Genomic DNA, 17,229 nt, shown 5'->3' with positions numbered 1-17,229 from the left:
AATCATGGACCCGTCAGGAAAGCTTCCAGCGGATTTCCAAATTAGCGAGAAAGCCTGTTCAGGTCAAATACCAGTGTAAAATGTGCTGATAAGCGATAATTTTTAATTATACCTATGAAAGATAATGATTTTTTTAGAAAAACTATCTCATGGAATGGATATGGCGTTTAATTGAAGTGTGAGCTGTATCACTATACAAAAGCGCGGGAACCCTTATCCATGCTGCGTTATCTCTGCGTCGTAGCATATTATGCTGTATATGACTACTTTTAGATTTCATGAAACTATTTTTAAGTATTGCTTCATCTTTTCATTAAGCGAGCATGCGGGATAAGAAAAATTAATTAGCGCCGACGTGAGTTTATTTTCACTAAAAGCGAATAAAAATGCATTTCATTGGGATGTGTGTGATTGATCGCGGTCATCGCGAAGGGGGCGAGAGAAAGGTAGTCTGCTGTTCCTCAAGGGAGCAGGTTAGAATATGCAATTGCAAAAATTAATCAATATGTTTGGCGGAAATCTTCAACGTCGCTATGGCGAGAAGATCCACAAGCTGACGCTGCACGGTGGGTTTAACTGCCCAAACCGCGATGGCACGCTGGGGCGGGGCGGCTGCACGTTCTGTAATGTGGCCTCGTTTGCCGATGAGCAGATGCAGCAACGCAGCATCGCGCAGCAGTTGGAAGCGCAGGCGGGAAAAGTGAACCGAGCCAAACGCTATCTGGCGTATTTTCAGGCGTATACCAGCACCTATGCCGAAGTTCAGGTTCTGGAAAGCATGTATCAGGAAGCGTTGAAGCAGGCCGAAATGGTAGGGATTTGCGTGGGCACTCGCCCCGACTGCGTGCCCGATGCGGTACTGGATTTGCTGTCCCGCTACCATGAACAGGGTTACGAGGTTTGGCTGGAACTGGGGCTGCAAAGCGCGTGTGATAAAACGCTGCATCGGATTAATCGCGGCCATGACTTCGCCTGCTATCAGGAAACCACCCGCCGCGCGCGCGCGAACGCGGTCTGAAAGTGTGTAGTCATCTGATTGTGGGTTTACCGGGAGAGGATGCACAGCACTGCTTATCGACGCTGGAGCAGGTGGTTGAAACTGGCGTGGAGGGTATTAAGCTCCATCCTCTCCATATCGTGGAAGGCAGCACGATGGCGAAGGCCTGGCGAGCGGGAAGGCTGCCGGAGCTGGCACTGGATCGCTACGTGGAGATCGCAGGAGAGATGATCCGCCATACGCCGCCGGAGGTGATTTATCACCGCATTTCCGCCAGCGCCCGCCGCCCGACGCTTCTGGCACCGCTCTGGTGTGAAAACCGCTGGACGGGCATGGTGGAGCTGGATCGCTATCTGCAAACGCATGGCGTACAGGGTTCCGCGCTGGGAACGCCTTACCGCTATGCTGATAGGTGATGTGCCGTGGGGCATTGGCGGCTGATGCTGTGCCGTGAATCTGTGCGGCAGCACCGTATAAGCCGTCGTTTTACGTTATGATGCGCGGGTGGGTGACTAAGGGAAATCGCTATGAAGCAAATTCGTCTGTTGGCGCAGTACTATGTTGATTTGATGGTAAAACTGGGGCTTGTCCGTTTTTCACTGCTGCTGGCCTCGGTCTTGGTGCTGCTGGCGATGGTGGTGCAAATGGCCGTCACACTGTTGCTCAGCGGGGAAGTCGAAAATATTGACGTGGTCCGCTCCATTTTCTTCGGGCTGTTGATTACGCCCTGGGCCGTTTATTTTCTCTCCGTGGTGGTGGAACAGCTCGAAGAATCGCGCCAGCGGCTGGCGAAGCTGGTAGCGAAGCTGGAAGAAATGCGCCATCGGGATCTGGAGCTGAATGCGCAGCTTCAGGAGAATATCGCGCAGCTCAATCAGGAAATCGCCGACCGTATCAAAGCGGAAGACGCGCGCGCGCTGGTGATGAGCCGACTCAAAGAAGAGATGTCCCGCCGTGAACAGGCGCAGATTGAGCTGGAGCAGCAATCTGCGCTGCTGCGTTCGTTCCTCGATGCCTCGCCGGATTTGGTTTACTACCGTAACGAAGATAAAGAATTCTCAGGCTGCAACCGTGCGATGGAACTGCTGGTGGGTAAAAGCCAGAAGCAGCTTATTGGTCTGACGCCACAGGATGTTTACTCCCCCGATATTGCCGAGAAAGTGATGGAGACGGACGAAAAAGTGTTCCGCCACAACGTTTCTCTGACCTATGAACAATGGCTGGTGTATCCCGATGGCCGTAAAGCCTGTTTTGAGCTGCGCAAGGTGCCGTTTTATGACCGGATGGGCAAACGTCACGGGCTAATGGGATTTGGACGCGATATAACGGAGCGTAAGCGTTACCAGGACGCGTTAGAGAACGCCAGTAGGGAGAAGACCACTTTTATCTCAACAATCAGCCACGAGCTTCGTACGCCGCTTAATGGCATTGTCGGGTTAAGTCGCATCCTGCTGGATACGCAACTTGACCCTGAACAGCAAAAATATCTGAAAACCATCCACGTCAGCGCGATTACGCTGGGCAATATCTTTAACGACGTGATTGAGATGGACAAACAGGAGCGCCGTAAGGTGCAACTGGATAACCAGCCGATCGATTTCACCGGTTTTCTGGTGGATCTGGAAAACCTTGGCGGCCTGCTGGCGGAACCGAAAGGCCTGAAGCTGATTATGGACCAGCATCAGCCGTTGCCGCAGAAAGTCATTACCGACGGAACGCGCCTGCGGCAGATTCTGTGGAACCTGCTCAGTAACGCGGTGAAATTCACGCCGAAAGGTGAGAACGGCAAAAAAGGCGAAATCGTGGTGCGCGTCTGGCATGAAAAGGGCGATCGTCTGCGCTTTGAAGTGGAAGATTCCGGGATGGGCATTCCGGCGGATGAGCTGGAAAAAATCTTCGCCATGTATTATCAGGTCAAAGACCAGCACGGTGGGAAGCCCGCAACGGGCACGGGAATCGGTCTGGCGGTGTCGAAACGTCTGGCACAGAACATGGGAGGTGATATCCAGGTTTCCAGCACGCAAGGCAAGGGCTCCTGTTTCACTCTGACAGTGACGGCTCCGAGCGTCGATGAAGCGGGAAGCGGTCTGGACGACGACGATGATTTGCCGTTACCGGCGCTGCACGTTCTGCTGGTGGAGGATATCGAGCTCAATGTCGTCGTCGCACGTTCGGTACTGGAAAAACTGGGTAATAGCGTGGATGTCGCCATGACCGGGCAGGAAGCGCTGGATATGTTCGATCCCGATGAGTTCGATCTGGTGCTGCTCGATATCCAACTGCCGGATATGACCGGTCTGGACGTGGCACGTCAGCTGCGTTCACGCTATGGCAAACGCAGCATGCCACCGCTGGTGGCGCTGACGGCGAACGTACTGAAAGATAAACGTGAATATCTGGATGCGGGTATGGACGACGTGCTCAGTAAGCCGCTGTCGGTGCCTGCGCTGACGGCTGTCATCAAACAGTTCTGGGACACGCATACGGTGTGGACGGAAGAACCGGTGGTTGAGGAGGAGGATGAAATGGCAAACGCAGAAGAAGATCTGCTGGATATCCCGATGCTGGAACAGTATCTGGATTTGGTGGGACCGAAATTGATCCACCAGAGTCTGGAGATGTTTGAACAGATGATGCCGGGCTATCTGGCGATTCTGGATTCCAACATGACAGCGCGTGACCAGAAAGGCATTACGGAAGAAGGGCACAAAATCAAAGGGGCGGCGGGTTCCGTTGGGTTACGGCATCTGCAGCAAGTTGCCCAGCAGATTCAGACCTCATCGCTACCGGCATGGTGGGATAACGTGCAGGAATGGGTTGATGAACTTAAGCACGACTGGCGTCATGACGTTCAGGTACTTCGTGATTGGGTAGCAAAGGCAGAAAAAGAATCCTGATACGGTTTGTTGCGTTGAGACCATCTGTTGCGGCCACAGGGACGTGGCGAGCAAAGCAGCTGGACAATTTTTTTCGTCTCACGCGATATCATGCAAAAAGTGCCAACGGCGGCAGATTGAGCGGTGTTTACGATTCTGGGGGGATGGGGATGCGAGGGCTTTGCACGTTTTCATACGGTAGAAAAAAATGACCCCGACCGAAGTCGGGGTGCGCGAATTATGCGCCAACACCAGGGAAAACATGCACCTGCATTTAGATCTCAGGGTTTGTAAACTCGCAAGTGCGGATATTCGTGTCTTAACTATGTTCTTAACAACTACAACGTTGCTCTTAACGACTACAACTTACAACAACGACTAAAACCTAGCTACTGTACATCTTCATCAAGCAACAAAATAGCAAATGTAGAAATCTTTGTTACAAGAATCATTAAAATGTGTGATGTAGATTAGTGTTTGTCAATTAAAAAATCAATTAGTTGATGTAATGAAATGAAGGAAAAGATGATGAAACGAGTCGGCATTGTCCTTAGTGGCTGTGGTGTTTATGACGGTTCCGAGATTCATGAAGCCGTGTTGACGTTACTTGCGCTAGATCGCGCGGGCGCGCAAGCGGTTTGCTTTGCGCCAGATAAACCACAATTACAGGTGGTTAATCACCTGACAGGTGACGTAACTGGTGAGAATCGCAACGTTTTAGCAGAATCAGCACGGATCGCCAGAGGAAAAATCCAGCCGCTTTCTGCAGCAAATGCACAAGATTTAGATGCGCTGATTGTGCCGGGTGGTTTTGGCGCTGCGAAAAATTTAAGTGACTTCGCGACGCAGGGAACGGCGTGTCAGATTGATGAAACGCTGCAATTGCTCACACAGGAAATTTATAAGCAAAATAAACCAATTGGTTTTATTTGCATCTCACCCGCACTGCTGCCAACGATTTTGGGTGTACCTGTTCGCGTAACCATTGGTAACGATATCGATACCGCTGAAGCCGTCGACGAGATGGGGGGTATCCACGTGGTTTGTCCGGTCGATGATATCGTGGTTGATGAAGAGCATAAAATCGTGACCACACCGGCCTATATGCTGGCTAACTCCATCAGCGAAGCGGCACAAGGCATTGATAAGCTCGTTGCTCGCGTATTGGATCTCACCGAATGAGGTGGAAACGAGGGCGTGGAGGCTTATTCACGTGGCTGAAGCGCCTGATTGTTCGGAGTCTGTTGGTTGTCATCGGTGCGTGGCTGGCTGGCATCCTGCTGTTTTCCTTCCTGCCTGTACCGTTCTCTGCGGTGATGGTCGACAGGCAGATCAGCGCATGGCTGAAAGGCGAATTCTCCTACGTTGCCCATTCTGACTGGGTTTCGATGGAGGAGATCGCCCCGGAAATGGCGCTGGCGGTGATGGCGGCGGAAGATCAAAAATTCCCCGATCACTGGGGCTTCGATCTTGATGCGATCGGTCAGGCACTGAAGCATAACGAGCGCAATACGCAGCGGATTCGCGGTGCTTCTACGCTCTCACAGCAGATGGTGAAGAACCTGTTCCTGTGGGATGGGCGTAGCTGGGTGCGCAAGGGGCTTGAAGCGGGTATTACCACCGGGGTTGAGCTGGTCTGGACGAAACGGCGGATTCTTACTGTGTATCTGAATATCGCCGAATTTGGCCCCGGCATCTTTGGCGTGGAAGCGGCCGCCAGACGTTATTTCAACAAATCTGCTAGCAGGCTGACGGCAAGCGAATCTGCCTTATTGGCGGCAGTGCTGCCGAACCCCATTCGCTTTCGTGCGAATGCGCCCTCCGGCTATGTTATTCAACGTCAGCAGTGGATCTTGCGCCAGATGAGACAGATGGGTGGCGACGCGTTTTTGCGAGATAACAACCTGAATTAAGGTACTTTGTTCGTTAGTATACCGAGAAATTTTTGCGTTAACGGTCGTGTTTTCGACACCAGGAGAAAGTATGCGGTTACGTTATTGGTCAGGTTTACTGGTTGCATTGTGTTGTGTGGCTTCTGTTGCCCGTGCGGACGCGGAGCCTAAAGCGGCATCCCCCGATAATCCCTACGCCTTCTTGCAGCAGTCTCAGCTATCCTCGGTAAAACAGCAGATACAGCAGAAAACGGAAAAGCCGCAGACGCGAATGGCGTATGAGCAGCTTATTTCGGAAGCCGATCGCGCGCTGAAAATAAATAACCCTAGCGTGACGGAAAAGAAATCCACGCCACCCAGTGGTTCAAAGCATGATTATTTGAGCCTCAGCGCCTACTGGTGGCCCGATCCCGACAAAGCTGATGGTTTGCCTTGGATTCGTCGTGATGGGCAGGTAAACCCTGCCAGCAAGGATGAGGAGACCGATGGGGTAAGGCTGGCAAAATTCACGGCCCAAACGCAGGCGTTGACGCTGGCGTGGTACTTCTCTGGCAAACAGGCTTATGCTGACAAGGCCATGTCGATGATCCGTACCTGGTTTATCGACCCCGCTACGCGTATGAACCCTAACCTCGACTTCGCGCAGGGCGTGCCGGGCATCGCGCCGGGCAGGGGCTCGGGCGTGCTGGACGGGCGCTATTTTTCCACCCGTATTGTCGATTCGTTGATTATGCTGCGTCACGCTCCGGGCTGGACGGCGCAGGATGAACAGCAGATGCAGACATGGATGAGCGATTATCTGCACTGGCTACAAACCAGCAAGCTGGGGAAAAAAGAGGCAACCGCCCAGAACAACCACGGTAGCTGGTATACGGTACAGGTCGCGGGGATTGCATGGTATCTGGGGAAAATCGACGTGGTGAAATCCATGGCGCAATTGCAGCGGGAAAAGTTGGATCACCAACTGCAACCGGATGGGGCTCAGCCGGAAGAGCTGGCGCGTACCCGTTCTTTCCATTACAGCTACTTCAACCTTCAGGCGATAACGGGTATGGCGATGCTGGCTTCCCGCGTCGGCGAGAATATCTGGCAGTACCACACGCCGAAGGGAAGCAGCGTGATAAAGGCGTTGGATTTTATGGCACCGTATCTGGATGAAAACAAGGCGTGGCCGCGCAAAACGATGGACAGGCAAAGCAGCCGCTTGATTCCGCTGTTATTGCAGGCGGATCGTGGTTTGAAAACGCCTCGTTACCAGACGCAAATCAGGCAGGCGGGCTTTGCGGAATTGCTCACCGGTGAAGCTGGTGCGCGCGATAAAGAACCGAGCCACATCAGCGTTGAAACCCGCCGAGCACTCTGGCTGCTTAATCCGGCTACGCCATAATTCTGTTGGGTTCCTAATCGGGCGAAGATACGTTTTCCTGAATCGGGATAAAAAAGCGCAGAGATAAAAAAACCGCTGATGACAACATCAGCGGTTTTTTGTTTTTTAAAGAAAAAAGTGCGTTATTGCAGGTAGGTGAAGGCTGTAGTGACGTGCTTCACGCCGCCAACTTTACTGGCGATCTCTGCGGCAGAGGTGCCTTCACGCTGTGTCACCAGGCCTAACAGGAAGACTTCGCCGTTTTCCGTTGTGACTTTTACGTTAGAGGATTTAACCGTGTCGCTTGCCAGAATCTGTGAGCGCACTTTGGTGGTGATCCAGGTATCCATGGAGGCGGTTCCCATTGAAACCGGCGTGCCTTGGCGTATTTCGTTGTAGACTTCAGCTGCGCCTTCCACGCCGAGGGCGATTTGCTTAGCCCGGTTTGCCATTTCTGTGCTCGGTGCTTGCCCTGTTAACAATACTTTCCCCTGATAAGCCGTTGCAACGATACGGGCATCCTTTTTCAACTGCTCGTCTTTGCTGATTGCATTCGTCACGCGGACTTCCAGTGTGCCATCGTCAACCTGCGTGCCTACGGTACGCGGGTCCGTGGCCGTTTTGGTTGCCACGGCACTGCCAACAGCAACAACCCCGACACAGCCTTGTAGCAGCAGGGCGATAGACAGCACGGCAAATGCAGAACTTATCCTCATGTAGTGCTCCTTCAATCGTTCTGGTGTGGAAAAAGTGTGTTATCAATTAAATCGCACAGGCAATTTACTGTCAGCATGTGCATTTCCTGAATACGGGCGCTGCGGTGTGACGGGATGCGAATTTCCACATCCTGCGGCCCGAGCAGCCCGGCCAGTTCTCCGCCATCGTAGCCGGTCAGCGCGACAATCGTCATGTCGCGGGTAACGGCAGACTCTACGGCTTTAACAATATCGCGGCTGTTGCCACGGGTTGAAATGGCCAGCAGTACGTCGCCAGCCTGACCTAACGCTCTGACTTGTTTGGCATAGACCTCTTCATGCAAGCGGTCATTCGCTATCGCAGTTAAGACCACATTATCCGCATTAAGTGCGATAGCTGGTAAGCTGGGGCGCTCCGCTTCAAAGCGGTTAATCATGCTGGCGGCAAAATGCTGCGAATTGGCTGCTGATGTTCCGTTACCGCAGCACAGAATTTTGTTGCCGTTTAGCAGAGACTGCACCATCGCAATCGCGCCACGGGAAATGGCGTCTGGCAAGGCTTCTGCCGCTGCAATCTGCGTTTGAATACTCTCGGTAAAACAAACTTTTATTCTATCCAGCACGTTGAATTAACCTACGTAAATTGAAGTCCATCAAGGATAAGATATCCCTGAGTGGTAAAAATATTATCCCTGTGCGGCAAAGGCGTTAGGGAGCCAGTCGAACTGTTCGCCTGTAATTGCCAGCACGTCAAAACGGCAATCCACTGTGTCAAAGCTGGCACCTCGCTGTGCCAACCACACGGCGGCGGCATGCAACAACCGCTGCTGTTTGCGTCGGGTGACGCTGGCTGCGGCATCACCAAAATGGGCGTTGCGCCGATAGCGCACTTCGACAAACACCCAAATATGGCGATCGCGCATGATCAAATCCAGTTCCCCGCCGCGTAGCGTAACATTCGCAGCGGTGAAGGTCAGACCCGCGCGTTCAAGATAACGCCGGGCCTGTTGTTCGTAAACTGCGCCAGCCGCTCGCTGATTCAGAGAACGGGTACCAGTTGGCCCTGACGATATTGCTGCCAGGTTAGCTGCCGATTGATGGTGCAATCCGGCCCTGAACTCAGCATTCCTGTTGCCCCAGGGATCTGGTGGCCTGGAATCTGGCGCATTTCACCGAAGTGGCTGGCGAGCGTCCAGGCGTCCATCCCCATGGCATACAAACGGACTAACGAGTAATCGTTTTTAAACTGGCTGCTGACCTGCTGCATCAGCGCTGGGTTCGCACCGGCTAACAGCGGAATATCGCTGAACTGCAACCCTTCCATTTCGAGACGGAAGTCTGGCCCTAATCCAGCCTGGAAGCTACGTGAGCTGGCGTAGAGCGCCGGACGTGCGCGTGACGTGGTGCGCATGTCGATCATCGGCTTAATCAGCGCCAGCTCGTCTGGCGTTGCGATGATATAGACCGCATCAATATTACCGCTGACAGACGAACTGGTCGTCGGTTGAACCTGTGACGGGATGGTCAAGCCGCCGATGGTGGTGCCTGGCTGTGCCTGCTGTTGCGACACGTTAACAGGCTGACCGTTCAGGCTTAAGCCCGCGCCGCTATTAATGGCCTGTTTTAACTCTGCCGTGTTGCCAAAGCGCTGTTGCAGAGCGCTGGTGCCGCTTTGCTGGTTCCAGGCCTGAGCGAATGCGTTAATGATACGGTCACCCAGTGCTCCGCGGGGGGCTAGAATCAGCGGCTGCTGTTTACCCTGCTGATGGATAAATTTTGCCGCGTCTCGGGCTTCATCTTCTGGAGAGAGGGCGAAGTAGCAGATGTTAGCGCTATTTTCGACGTGTTCCGGCTGGTTCAACGCCAAAATATTTAGTGGTGACTGGCTGTTCGCCAACTGATCGACTTCATTTTTCAGTAACGGACCGATGACCAGCGAAGCGCCATCTTGCTGTGCCTGTGTGAGAATATTCGCCAGCGGTTGTGAGGACGTATCATACACTTTAACCGGGAGTGAGCTGGACAGCCCAGCGCTTGTCGCCTGTGCTTCCGATGCAGGCGTCGGGGAGGCTACCGCCTGATCGCTGTAAGGCGCGGGCGATTGGGCATTCTGACCCTCTGACGATGGGGTGACCTGTTCAGCTTGCGTGGCGTCCGCTGACGGTGCTGCAGCAGGCGCAGATACGGCTGCGGTGGCTATCTGACCGTTCTTGGCTGCGTTAAAGCCTTGCTGGATGGCATTGGCGAAAACCTGCGCCTGACCATTGAGTGGCAACAGCAATGCGATGCTGTTCACCGATGACTGCTGATAGTTAATGACCTGATTCAACTGCGTAGGTAGCGTTTTTGCAGCAGGATGGTGTGGATAGCGAGTTTGCCAATCCTGAATCGCACTCTTTAACTGATCGGGAGAAGTACGGTTATCCTGATAGTTATTAAGCAGATCGATCCAGCCTTGCAGCACATTTTCATTCGCATTAATCAGCAGAGAGTTCGACTCTTGTGGCGACATTTGCGTTAACGCCAGCCAGGTCTGATCGAGGTTCATCTGATGCTCGTCGCCTTTCAGCAGCGGCTCTTGAGCGATATAGGCTCGCAGCAGCTCAATGGACGTACGACCTTGTGCTGTTTTGATTTGCGTCTGGTAGTAACGCTGCTTTTGCTCATCGGAAAGCGCGCCCACATCAAGCTGGCTCAGCGCTGCTTTAGCCGCATCCATATTGTTTTGGGCAGCGGACAGTTCCGCACTGAGTAACTGCTGTTCTTGCTTTTGCGCTGCGCTCAACTTTTCTGGCAGTGCATTGAACTGCTGGCTTGCCTGAGGGGCTTTCCCTTCCTGTAACAGGGAACGAATAGCAAGTAATTGCCAGTCAGCCTTGTTATTATCGCTACTTTGCTGCATCTGTTGCAGATAATAATCGGATGATGCGTCGGCTTTGCCCTGAACCTCGGGTTGTGGGCTCTGCGGTGCATGACTTGGACAGCCTGCGAGAAACAGTGCCGCTAACAAAACAGGGATAACACGCCCTGCCTGGGTACGGACGAAATGAAAGGGAAGCATACTGTATCCAGTGATTTTTTTTAAAGATGCTCAATATTAAATCGGCAACCCGGATGAAACAATGAATCAAGACCAACAAGCAGACATTTCTGCATCTACCCTCTACATTGTCCCCACGCCAATCGGCAATCTGGGCGACATCACGCAGCGTGCGCTAGCGGTATTGGCGAGCGTTGATCTGATCGCCGCAGAGGATACCCGCCATACCGGTCTGCTGTTACAACATTTTGCGATTAATGCGCGACTGTTCGCATTACACGATCATAACGAACAACAAAAAGCGGATGTCTTACTGGCTAAATTGCAGTCAGGACAAAGCATCGCGCTGGTTTCAGATGCGGGCACGCCGCTGATTAACGACCCCGGTTACCATTTGGTTCGACGCTGCCGTGAAGCAGGCGTTCGCGTGGTGCCGCTGCCGGGCGCTTGCGCGGCGATAACGGCGCTCTCCGCGTCCGGTCTGGCGTCTGACCGTTTTTGCTATGAAGGTTTTCTGCCCGCCAAAACCAAAGGTCGCAAGGATAAGCTGCGTGAGCTAGGGGAAGAACCCCGTACGCTGATTTTCTACGAATCCACACATCGTCTCTTGGACAGCCTGCAGGATATCAGTGAGGTGCTGGGAGCTGAGCGCTACGTGGTGCTGGCTCGTGAAATCACCAAAACCTGGGAATCGATTCACGGTGCGCCCGTGGGCGAACTACTGGCCTGGGTGAAAGAAGATGAGAATCGGCGCAAAGGGGAAATGGTGCTGATTGTGGAAGGGCATCAGGTTGACGACAGCGCGCTGTCTGCGGAAGCGTTGCGCACGCTGACGCTATTGCGTGCCGAGCTACCGTTGAAGAAAGCGGCGGCGCTGGCGGCAGAGATTCACGGAGTGAAGAAAAACGCGCTTTACCGCTATGGGCTGGAGCAAGAAGGCGATAGCGGTGAATCGGAGGATGACAAGTAGGGCAATTTGCCCTATCATCCGCGCCGGAGTTGACTAGACAGTCGCCGCTTCACTGCCGTCCCTTTCGGGGGAGACAGGTGGAGGGGAGGAAAGTCCGGGCTCCATAGGGCAGGGTGCCAGGTAACGCCTGGGAGGCGCAAGCCTACGACTAGTGCAACAGAGAGCAAACCGCCGATGGCCCACGCAAGTGGGATCAGGTAAGGGTGAAAGGGTGCGGTAAGAGCGCACCGCGCGACTGGCAACAGTTCGTGGCACGGTAAACTCCACCCGGAGCAAGGCCAAATAGGGGTTCACATGGTACGGCCCGTACTGAACCCGGGTAGGCTGCTTGAGCCAGTGAGTGATTGCTGGCCTAGATGAATGACTGTCCACGACAGAACCCGGCTTAACGGTCAACTCCCTTCATCATAAAACCCCGCTTCGGCGGGGTTTTGCTTTATGGGGGCAGGTAAGATGAATGACTGTCCACGACGCTTTTTATGAAAGAACGCGGCTCAACGATCAACGCCCTTCATTATGAAACCTCGCTTCGGCGGGGTTTTGCTTTGTGGGGGCAGGTAAGATGAATGACTGTCCACGACGCTTTTTATGAAAGAAAGCGGCTCAACGGTCAACGCCCTTCATCATAAAACCGCCGCTTCGGCAGGAGGCTTTTTCTTTCATCCTGCCATGTATGCCATACCTTTCAAATTAATTGATGTTCTCCATCACATAACTCTGACTTTTTCTGTGTCATAAAGCGCGTAAAGTAAGGCTATCGCGTGCGGCTGCACGCTCGCTGACATCTTTCAGAGGATATGACTATGAACAACACTTCCCGGATGCCTGCACTGTTCCTCGGCCACGGTAGCCCGATGAACGTGTTGGAAAACAATGTGTATACGCAGGCATGGCAAACGCTGGGTGAGACGCTGCCGCGTCCGAAGGCGATTATCGCGGTTTCTGCCCACTGGTATACCCGTGGCACCGCCGTAACGGCGATGGAAAACCCACGCACCATCCATGATTTTGGCGGCTTCCCACAGGCGCTGTTTGATACCCAGTATCCGGCACCCGGTTCGCCTGAATTGGCGGCGAGGATCCAACAGGTGCTGGCACCGTATCCCGTTACCGCCGATCAGAGCCAATGGGGTTTGGATCACGGCTCCTGGGGTGTGCTGATCAAGATGTATCCCGATGCGGATATTCCCGTTGTGCAACTGAGCGTGGATGGCACGCAGCCTGCCGCGTATCACTACGAATTAGGGCGCAAACTGGCAGCCCTGCGTGATGAAGGCTTCATGATTGTGGCGAGTGGCAACGTCGTGCATAACCTGCGGATGGTGAAATGGGACGGCGACGCTGAGCCGTATCCGTGGGCCATTTCGTTCAATCAATTTGTGCGTGATAACCTGACTTATCAGGGCGACGACCATCCGCTGGTTAATTTTATGCAGCATGACGGTGCCGCATTATCCAACCCGACGCCCGATCACTATTTCCCGCTGCTCTATGTGCTGGGAAGCTGGGACGGTAAAGAGGCGATCGGCATTCCGGTCGATGGGCTTGAAATGGGTTCGCTGAGTATGCTGTCGGTGCAGGTGGGATAATCCGCTTTTTGTGGCAGAAATGAGAAGGCACGGTTTTCACCGTGCCTTATTAGTTTCAATTTTGCGGCTTAATCCAGAATGATATGCGGATAGAAGCGCGAGAGATCCTGAGTGATCAGGGCGCGATCTTCACGTACGCCGATACCGCAAGGTTGATCGTTTACCAGCCAGCTACCAATCAGCGTGTAGCTGTCGCCGAATTTTGGCAGTTGATGGTACTGCTGGACGATCATCCCTTCTTCGCCGTAAGGGCCGTCGGCTGACGCAATCTCTTTGCCATTTTCGACGATCTGGATGTTCGCCCCTTCGCGTGAAAACAGCGGCTTAATGACGTAGCTGTCTAGTTCAGGGTGTTCATCTTCCGCGAAATAGGCAGGAAGCAGGTTGGGATGGTTCGGGAACATTTCCCACAGCATTGGCAGCAGCGCTTTATTGGAAATAATGCTTTTCCAGGCCGGTTCCAGCCAGCGCACGCCCGCATCTTCCAGCTTGGTGGAAAACATCTCGCGCAGCATGAACTCCCACGGATACAGCTTGAACAGATTACCAATTACCTGATTTTCAGGGTCGGTGAACTGGCCTTTCTCACCGAGGCCAATTTCCTCAATGTACAGAAATTCGCTCGGCAGACCGGCTTCCAGCGCACAATCCTGAAGGTATTGCACCGTGCCGCGATCTTCTTCCGTATCCTGACAGCAGGCGAAGTGCAGCAGGCCGAAGCCGTGATTGAGCTTTAGCTCTTCAAAGCGTTCGATCAGCTTTTCCTGAATGCTGTTGTACTGGTCTGAATTCTGCGGCAGGTTTCCGGCGTTGATTTGATCTTCCAGCCAAAGCCATTGGAAAAAGGCCGCTTCGTACAGAGACGTTGGCGTATCCGCATTGTTCTCCAGCAGCTTGGCTGGGGATTTGCCGTCATATGCCAGATCGAGGCGTGAATACAGCGAAGGCTGATTGGTGCGCCATGAATGTCTGACGAATTCCCAGGTGTGTTTGGGAATTCGGAATTTGGCGAGCAGAGCGTCGCTGTTGACGACTTTTTCCACCACCTGCAGACACATCTGGTGCAGCTCGGCTGTGGCTTCTTCCAGCTCTTCGATCTGAGCAAGCGTGAACTGGTAGTAAGCCTCTTCGCTCCAGTAGGGCTCGCCATACATGGTGTGGAAGCGAAAACCAAATTCGGTGGCTTTTTCCTGCCAGTCAGGACGCGCTGTAATATCTATCCGCTTCATCTAATACGTCCTCAGCCGCCCATGCTACGGGAAGAGCTGGAACTTGAACTGGCGCTGCTGCGCTGCATGCTGTTTTGCTTCGCGACGGTTTCACCAAAGCCACCACGCGTGATGGTTGAGGTCGTTGCAGGCTTCGGTGCCAGTGCGGTTTTCGGCACGGTCATCGTGCGGCCTGTTGTCGCGTTGCCGTAGTTTTTACCAGCGGCATCAACGAACTGGCCATTGGCCGGGCTGGCTGGCGTTTTTGGACTGAACAGCGGCTGCTGTGCGAAACCGGCACCACCACCCATCATTCGGCCCATCATGTAACCGGCCATCAACGGCATCCAGGACATACCGCCGCCCTGCTGAGATTCTGCTGCCATACCGGCCTGTGCTGGTGCAGGCGTTTGAGTACACTGCGCTTCGCCAAATTCCGCTACGCAGTCTTCTTTCGTTGCGTATTTTGGTGCCGTTTTTTCTGCTTCTTTTAACGCATTATTGTATGCAGTGGTGCACTGGGCAGCCATTGACGGGTTCGCTGACGAACAATCATCCGCATTCTGATAGAGGGAGACGGTTTCATCGGTTTGTTCGCAACCCGCGAGGAAAAATACGGCGCTGACGGCCAAAGCAACAGGTGCCAGACGGTGCGTCCGCCATTCCTTGCGGAACGTTTCCTGATTAATATTTTTTGTACGTTTCATCGTGTTTATCCCAGAGCAAAGCATCACGGCCAATAACAAATAAGTGTGCCTAAGAATAGGGGAAGGCTGCTTGAATTTAAAGCGGCAATAGGTGTAACTGAAGGTGTCTTTACGTTGCTATACATTCTGTTGTGCAACGTTTCGCTTTATAGCGAAAGAAGGTGGTTCCTGCTTTCTGGTGCTGTCGCGTTATTTTGTGGAAAAAGCACGGGTATAAAAAAGGGGAACCGTGGTTCCCCTGTATTTGATGCTTTCAAACGCGGCTACCGATTAACGCTGCGCCGAGGCAGTAGTGGTCAGCGGGGCGCTGTTGTCAGTTACGGCTGGCGTGGTGGATACCGGTTGGCCCAGTGACGCATTCAGCGCTTGTAGATCGGTTTCGCTCAGCGTGCCCTGTGCGGACTTTATGTTTAGCTGATTGATCAGGTAATCATAACGAGCGCTAGAGAGCTGCTGTTTGGCGTTATACAGCGTAGTGGTGGCATCCAGTACGTCAACGATGGTGCGCGTGCCTACCTGATAACCCGCTTCCATTGCATCCAGAGAGCTTTGTGCAGACACTTCCGCCTGTTTGTAAGCATTGATGCTGCTGATGGACGCAGAAATATTGTTAAACGATGAACGGACTGTCTGGATCACAGAACGGTGTGCGCTTTCCAGTAACTCACTAGAGCTAACATAGCTATGCTGCGCCTGTTTCACCTGAGAGTTAGTCGCGCCACCACTGTAGAGTGGCAGGGTGAAGTTGATGCCGACTTTGTGCTGCCCGGCGTCGCTGTCGTTGAAGTTGCCACTATTTGTCCGTGAACCGGAATAGCGGGTATCGCTCACGCCCGTCGATGCGGTGAGATCCAACGTCGGCATGTAGCCTGTTTCGGCGGAGCGAATCTGCTCACGTGCCAAATCCTGGCTCAAACGTGCGGACAACAGGTTCAGGTTGCGATTTTCCGCTTCTTTCAGCAGGTTATTAACCGCTTCAGGTTTCTGGGTGGAGAAACGCTCGATGTTCAGACCGGCCAGCTGTGGGTAGAAATTGCCGGTGATCTGACGCAGTGATTCTAACGCGTTATCCAGCGTATTGCGGGTCAACACTTCATTTGCCAGCACGCTGTCATACTGTGCACGGGCGTTCTGGACGTCGGTAATCGCAACCAGACCCACGTTGAAACGCTGTGTGGTCTGATCCAACTGGCGATAAATCGCCTGCTTCTGCGCATTGATGTAGGACAGCGAGTCAATAGCCCGCAGGACGTTGAAATAGGCGGTTGCTGTGTTCAGCATCAGGTTTTGCTGAGCGGTCTGATAGGTAACGTCTTCAATACCCGCTTGTTTTTCCTGCAACGTCAGCGCACGCCATTTAGACATGTCGAACAAGGTCTGGGTCAATTGCAGTGAAGCGCCCTTGACGTTGCTGTCTACGCCTTTGCTGTCACGGTAGCCTCTGTTATAGGTATAGTCAGCGCCTAAACCAAGTTGAGGCAGTAACGGGCTGCGCGCTTGATTAATTTTTTCAAACGCGGCGTCGCGGGTTGCCGCAGAGCTGCGTAAATCAGGGTTGGTGCTTTTTGCCTGCTGGTAGACTTGTAACAGGTTTTCCGCCTGACTCATGGCGCTAAAACCACCCAGGCTCAGACCAATAAGAAGAGGGAGCAATTTCTTCATTTGCATTCCTTGTTGTGCAGCAATCTCGCTATGGTAGCGCTGTCTGTAGACGAATAATTGTCGATTCTATCAGAATCTGCCAATAGGATAAGGTAGCTGAACGTGCCATCTTTCAGCGGAATATGCCCACAGGTCCAGGTAAATTGACCTGTTGGATGATTCAGTGCGGCGTTTTTCTGTTCAGTAAGGCACCGAAAAGTGATGCGATGGGTGAGAATCCCCTCACT

Annotated in this window: 13 protein-coding genes, 1 other RNA gene and 1 pseudogene; 8 read left to right on the top strand and 7 right to left on the bottom strand. The window is 53.1% G+C overall.

Annotated elements, in window-relative coordinates; all coding sequences use genetic code 11:
• Nucleotides 1-481 precede the first annotated feature (481 nt).
• The 5 genes and pseudogenes from mnmL to H4F65_RS11925 all read left to right on the top strand — a co-directional run bounded on the left by mnmL (nt 482) and on the right by H4F65_RS11925 (nt 7,152).
• A pseudogene (mnmL, locus tag H4F65_RS11945) lies at nt 482-1,413 on the top strand (tRNA modification radical SAM protein MnmL/YtqA).
• A gap of 111 nt (nt 1,414-1,524) precedes the next feature.
• Nucleotides 1,525-3,894: an aerobic respiration two-component sensor histidine kinase ArcB gene (gene arcB, locus H4F65_RS11940; protein WP_010280197.1), complete on the top strand. Its 2,370-nt coding sequence runs from the start codon at nt 1,525-1,527 to the stop codon at nt 3,892-3,894.
• Between the two features lie 507 nt (nt 3,895-4,401).
• Nucleotides 4,402-5,055, top strand: coding sequence for an isoprenoid biosynthesis glyoxalase ElbB (elbB, locus tag H4F65_RS11935; protein ID WP_010280199.1), 654 nt, complete (start codon nt 4,402-4,404; stop codon nt 5,053-5,055).
• Nucleotides 5,052-5,786 carry a monofunctional biosynthetic peptidoglycan transglycosylase gene (gene mtgA, locus H4F65_RS11930; RefSeq protein ID WP_010280200.1) on the top strand — a complete coding sequence of 245 codons (735 nt, stop codon included), beginning with the start codon at nt 5,052-5,054 and terminating at the stop codon, nt 5,784-5,786. Before elbB ends, mtgA begins: the two co-directional genes overlap by 4 nt.
• 70 nt (nt 5,787-5,856) lie before the next feature.
• A complete protein-coding gene (locus H4F65_RS11925; protein WP_010280202.1) occupies nt 5,857-7,152 on the top strand; it encodes an alginate lyase family protein in 1,296 nt (431 codons plus the stop codon).
• Between the two features lie 122 nt (nt 7,153-7,274).
• Here H4F65_RS11925 and dolP read toward each other — a convergent pair whose 3' ends face one another.
• From dolP to H4F65_RS11905, 4 genes are all read right to left on the bottom strand, one after another.
• Nucleotides 7,275-7,847: a division/outer membrane stress-associated lipid-binding lipoprotein gene (gene dolP / locus H4F65_RS11920; RefSeq protein WP_010280203.1), complete on the bottom strand. Its 573-nt coding sequence runs from the start codon at nt 7,845-7,847 to the stop codon at nt 7,275-7,277.
• Nucleotides 7,848-7,858: 11 nt separating this feature from the next.
• Complete coding sequence (gene diaA, locus H4F65_RS11915; RefSeq protein ID WP_005975525.1) at nt 7,859-8,449, bottom strand: DnaA initiator-associating protein DiaA; 591 nt, start codon at nt 8,447-8,449, stop codon at nt 7,859-7,861.
• A gap of 63 nt (nt 8,450-8,512) precedes the next feature.
• Nucleotides 8,513-8,869: a YraN family protein gene (locus H4F65_RS11910; RefSeq protein WP_039279491.1), complete on the bottom strand. Its 357-nt coding sequence runs from the start codon at nt 8,867-8,869 to the stop codon at nt 8,513-8,515.
• A complete protein-coding gene (locus H4F65_RS11905) occupies nt 8,866-10,887 on the bottom strand; it encodes a penicillin-binding protein activator (RefSeq protein ID WP_010280206.1) in 2,022 nt (673 codons plus the stop codon). The genes H4F65_RS11910 and H4F65_RS11905 overlap by 4 nt, the downstream gene beginning before the upstream one ends.
• A 61-nt stretch (nt 10,888-10,948) precedes the next feature.
• Between H4F65_RS11905 and rsmI the strand changes: the two genes are divergently transcribed.
• From rsmI to ygiD, 3 genes are all read left to right on the top strand, one after another.
• Nucleotides 10,949-11,836, top strand: coding sequence for a 16S rRNA (cytidine(1402)-2'-O)-methyltransferase (gene rsmI, locus H4F65_RS11900; RefSeq protein ID WP_010280211.1), 888 nt, complete (start codon nt 10,949-10,951; stop codon nt 11,834-11,836).
• 25 nt (nt 11,837-11,861) lie between these two features.
• Nucleotides 11,862-12,240: RNase P RNA component class A (gene rnpB, locus H4F65_RS11895), an RNA gene on the top strand.
• A gap of 399 nt (nt 12,241-12,639) precedes the next feature.
• Nucleotides 12,640-13,425 carry a 4,5-DOPA-extradiol-dioxygenase gene (gene ygiD, locus H4F65_RS11890; protein WP_010280213.1) on the top strand — a complete coding sequence of 262 codons (786 nt, stop codon included), beginning with the start codon at nt 12,640-12,642 and terminating at the stop codon, nt 13,423-13,425.
• Nucleotides 13,426-13,493: 68 nt separating this feature from the next.
• On the opposite strand, the gene H4F65_RS11885 is transcribed toward ygiD, so the two are convergent.
• The 3 genes from H4F65_RS11885 to tolC all read right to left on the bottom strand — a co-directional run bounded on the left by H4F65_RS11885 (nt 13,494) and on the right by tolC (nt 17,002).
• Nucleotides 13,494-14,654: a glutathionylspermidine synthase family protein gene (locus H4F65_RS11885; RefSeq protein WP_010280214.1), complete on the bottom strand. Its 1,161-nt coding sequence runs from the start codon at nt 14,652-14,654 to the stop codon at nt 13,494-13,496.
• Between the two features lie 11 nt (nt 14,655-14,665).
• On the bottom strand, nt 14,666-15,340 hold the full coding sequence (locus H4F65_RS11880) for a DUF1190 family protein (RefSeq protein WP_010280216.1): 675 nt from the start codon (nt 15,338-15,340) through the stop codon (nt 14,666-14,668).
• Nucleotides 15,341-15,610: 270 nt separating this feature from the next.
• Nucleotides 15,611-17,002, bottom strand: a complete 1,392-nt coding sequence (gene tolC / locus H4F65_RS11875) for an outer membrane channel protein TolC (protein ID WP_010280217.1) — start codon at nt 17,000-17,002, stop codon at nt 15,611-15,613.
• Nucleotides 17,003-17,229 lie beyond the last annotated feature (227 nt).

Origin of the sequence: Pectobacterium brasiliense, assembly GCF_016950255.1 — a bacterium.
Classification (GTDB): Bacteria; Pseudomonadota; Gammaproteobacteria; order Enterobacterales; family Enterobacteriaceae; genus Pectobacterium; species Pectobacterium brasiliense.
This window is presented reverse-complemented; position numbering and strand designations above follow the sequence as displayed.

Excerpts from the sequence above, each read along its gene's own strand:
- arcB (WP_010280197.1), top strand. The coding sequence starts at position 1,525 with ATGAAGCAAATTCGTCTGTTGGCGCAGTACTATGTTGATTTGATGGTA.
- elbB (WP_010280199.1), top strand. The coding sequence starts at position 4,402 with ATGAAACGAGTCGGCATTGTCCTTAGTGGCTGTGGTGTTTATGACGGT.
- mtgA (WP_010280200.1), top strand. The coding sequence starts at position 5,052 with ATGAGGTGGAAACGAGGGCGTGGAGGCTTATTCACGTGGCTGAAGCGC.
- H4F65_RS11925 (WP_010280202.1), top strand. The coding sequence starts at position 5,857 with ATGCGGTTACGTTATTGGTCAGGTTTACTGGTTGCATTGTGTTGTGTG.
- dolP (WP_010280203.1), bottom strand. The coding sequence starts at position 7,847 with ATGAGGATAAGTTCTGCATTTGCCGTGCTGTCTATCGCCCTGCTGCTA.
- H4F65_RS11905 (WP_010280206.1), bottom strand. The coding sequence starts at position 10,887 with ATGCTTCCCTTTCATTTCGTCCGTACCCAGGCAGGGCGTGTTATCCCT.
- rsmI (WP_010280211.1), top strand. The coding sequence starts at position 10,949 with ATGAATCAAGACCAACAAGCAGACATTTCTGCATCTACCCTCTACATT.
- ygiD (WP_010280213.1), top strand. The coding sequence starts at position 12,640 with ATGAACAACACTTCCCGGATGCCTGCACTGTTCCTCGGCCACGGTAGC.
- H4F65_RS11885 (WP_010280214.1), bottom strand. The coding sequence starts at position 14,654 with ATGAAGCGGATAGATATTACAGCGCGTCCTGACTGGCAGGAAAAAGCC.
- H4F65_RS11880 (WP_010280216.1), bottom strand. The coding sequence starts at position 15,340 with ATGAAACGTACAAAAAATATTAATCAGGAAACGTTCCGCAAGGAATGG.
- tolC (WP_010280217.1), bottom strand. The coding sequence starts at position 17,002 with ATGAAGAAATTGCTCCCTCTTCTTATTGGTCTGAGCCTGGGTGGTTTT.